3 protein-coding genes are annotated in these 3,140 nt (G+C 59.1%); all 3 read right to left on the bottom strand.

What is annotated here, in order from left to right; all coding sequences use genetic code 11:
- On the bottom strand, nt 1–253 hold a 253-nt coding region (locus tag WBB85_RS03955; protein WP_432637322.1), incomplete at its 3' end, for a hypothetical protein.
- Nucleotides 254–298: 45 nt separating this feature from the next.
- Nucleotides 299–1,714, bottom strand: a complete 1,416-nt coding sequence (gene ahcY / locus WBB85_RS03950) for an adenosylhomocysteinase (RefSeq protein ID WP_432637321.1) — start codon at nt 1,712–1,714, stop codon at nt 299–301.
- Nucleotides 1,683–3,140: hypothetical protein (locus WBB85_RS03945; protein ID WP_432637320.1), on the bottom strand; the 1,458-nt coding region annotated here is incomplete at its 5' end. The genes ahcY and WBB85_RS03945, both read right to left, overlap by 32 nt.

Genomic DNA, 3,140 nt, shown 5'->3' with positions numbered 1-3,140 from the left:
AGATCAGGTAGATGCCTGCCGCGATGCTCATGAATGTAAAGAGCGTCGGGGCAATTTCACGGGCGGACACGACACCGGCGGCACAGATTCCCGCCGCTGTCGCAAGGCCAACCAGCATCCCCGCAAGATAGCGGGTTCCAATCGGAACCGGTTCAGCCCGTCCGACGGCCAAAAGACAGGCGATCGCAGGGCCAGGAGACCCCAGAAGTGCGATGGCTGACAGGATGTAGACGAAAGCGGCCGAATAGTCCAAAGCGATTAATCCATCTAAGGGCGAAGTGTTTATTCTGACTTCGCCTTAATAGCGATATTCTTCAGGTTTGAAAGGCCCTGTTGCCGCGACACCGATATAATTCGCCTGATCCTCGCTCAGCTCGGTCAATTGCGCCCCCACGTGATCGAGATGCAGACGTGCTACCATTTCGTCAAGATGCTTGGGCAGGACATAAACCTTGTGCTCGTATTTGTCCCTGTTCGTGAACAATTCGATCTGCGCCAGAACCTGATTTGTGAAGGATGTGGACATCACGAAGCTGGGATGCCCGGTTGCGTTGCCAAGGTTGGCCAGACGCCCTTCGGACAGCAGAATGAGACGCTTGTCGCTGGGCAGCCTGATCATGTGGACCTGATCCTTGACAGTGATCCATTCGAAATTCCGCAGGTTCTTGACCTGAATTTCGTTGTCGAAATGGCCGATGTTGCACACGATGGCCATGTCCGGCAGTTTTTGCATGTCTTCGGCGGTCACAACGTCCTTGTTGCCCGTGGTCGTGACCACGATATCCGCACGGTGCGCCGCATCGCTCAGGCGCACAACTTCGTACCCCTCCATCGCGGCCTGCAACGCACAGATCGGATCGACTTCGGTGACCAGAACCCGTGCACCGGCCCCGGCCAGCGACTGGGCCGCGCCCTTACCGACATCCCCGAACCCGCAGACCACGGCGACCTTGCCCGCGATCATCGTGTCGGTGCCCCGACGGATCGCGTCGATCAGCGATTCTCGGCAGCCATACTTGTTGTCGAACTTGGACTTGGTCACGCTGTCGTTGACGTTGAACGCCGGGAACGGCAGCGCGCCTTCCTTGTCCAGTGCCCTCAGGCGGCGGACGCCGCTGGTGGTTTCTTCGGAAACGCCGATCAGGTTGGACAAGACCTTGGAATACCAGCCTGGATCGCGGGCCATCCTTTGCTTCATGATCTTGAACATCGAGACCTCTTCGTCGTTGGTCGGGTTGTCCAGCAACTCGGGGTTCAGTTCAGCCCGGGCCCCAAGCAGAATGATTTCCGTAGCGTCCCCGCCGTCATCCAGAATAAGGTTCGCGGTTTCACCGTTGCCCCAGTCGAAGGTGCTGTCGCAATAGGTCCAGTATTCGTCATAGGTTTCACCCTTGGTCGCAAAAACCGGAATGCCCGCGGCGGCGATGGCGGCTGCGGCCTGATCCTGCGTCGAGAAAATATTGCACGACGCCCAGCGGACCTCGGCGCCAAGCGTGACAAGGGTTTCGATCAAGACGGCAGTCTGGATGGTCATATGCAGGGACCCGGCAATACGGGCGCCCTTGAGTGGTTTGGCATCGCCGTAAAGCTCCCGCATTGCCATCAGCCCGGGCATTTCGGTTTCCGCGATGTCGATTTCACGCCGACCCAGCGCTGCCAGGGCGATATCGCGGACGACATAGTCAGTTGCGGAACCGTTTTCTGGTGTGGTCATGGGAAAGATCCTGTGATGTGGGATGGGAAGGGGTGCGTCCGATTTTCTGATCGGCAAAACAGAAGATACTGTCGATGACGTCGAGATAACTCACATCGCCTACCTCGCGCCGCGACAGGCAGGCGTCGTTTCGTTTTCGAACTGCTTCGGAAAACGGCAGGTTGCCGAACTTCGCGAACCGGACCGCAATGTGCTGATCGCGCACGGGCAAGGTTGCGCCCCAGGCATCGCGATTGGAGGGAAAGGGAATGTCAAGCCGACCCTCGCGGAAAGCGCGGACAATCGCACCAATTAGATCGCGCTCGGCCATGATGGGATCTAGCAATTCGCGGGTTTCGCGCTCGATCCAGTACATCTCCTCCTGCAGGCGGTCTTCGGGGACGGTGAACTGACCGAATTGCGGCTCAAAAGCCACCCGCGTGGTGCGCAGCCCGGCCGCGTTGACCGACGCGTCGGGAATACCCTGTGCCTCTTGCGTGGTCTTGGTGATCGTCTTGGTCGCGCCGCCCAGCCGGGCCGTGAGCCCGCCGAGGAAAATCATCTGCTCGGCAGTTTCGAATTCCTTCGGAAACACGCCCATAAACTGATGTAGGACAGGAAAAACCTGCGCCTCGTCCGGAAGGTACAACCTTGCCAGCCGTGGTATACAGCGCAAGGCGGCCGTATCCTGAATCACCGACCCATTCTGCGGGATCGCAAGGGAAAGGCAGGTGCAGCCTGCCTGCGCCGCCAGCGCTGCTTCGAGGAAGATCACCGCAAGGGAAATTGAGGGCGGGACGAGCACGCCGGACAGCGAGCCAAAGAATTCCCGGTCGATGGGCGCTGACATTTGGCCAAGCTGGCCGCAGACAGTGTCAATCTCCTGCCATGCGCGAAGCGAGGAGGAGAGGGGAATATCCTTGCAATAGGGCAGGTTATAGCTGATGCCACCACCTTCGAAGCTGCTGAATCCGGCACAGAGGCTGACATTGAACAATGTCCGCGCATCGGGCGAGCCGTGCCGAATCTGGATTGGCTTTCCGAATTGCTCATTCAGAGCCCGCGCCGCCTCCCAGCCATGCGCCACAAGCGGGTAGCCGTTCAATTGATCCGGCGACTCGGCCAGCAGCCATGCGGCCCGGTCGAAATGGGTCAACCGGGTATGGCTGTCGATTGTCAGGGTGAGCAGATCGGCATGGCCTTCAGTATCCAGATGGCGAAGCAAAGCGATCATCTCGCTCTGCCCACCGACTCCGCAACGCGGCTGTATCAATGTCCTGCCATCCTCCTTCGCCCGTTGCAGCACGTCACACATCAATGGCTTGGGAGAGCGCGCATGATAGGCGGCAACCTCCTCCGGATCAGGCATGGCGTAAGACGCAGAAGGAAGCGTGCCGTGCATCAGCCGCCAGCCGCCTGAACCGCATTGAAAACCGAGGTATGGGTG

Source organism: Albidovulum sp. (genome assembly GCF_049646345.1).
GTDB lineage: Bacteria > Pseudomonadota > Alphaproteobacteria > Rhodobacterales > Rhodobacteraceae > Albidovulum.
Note: the sequence above shows the minus strand (reverse complement) of the source record. Positions and strands in the feature narration are given on the sequence as shown.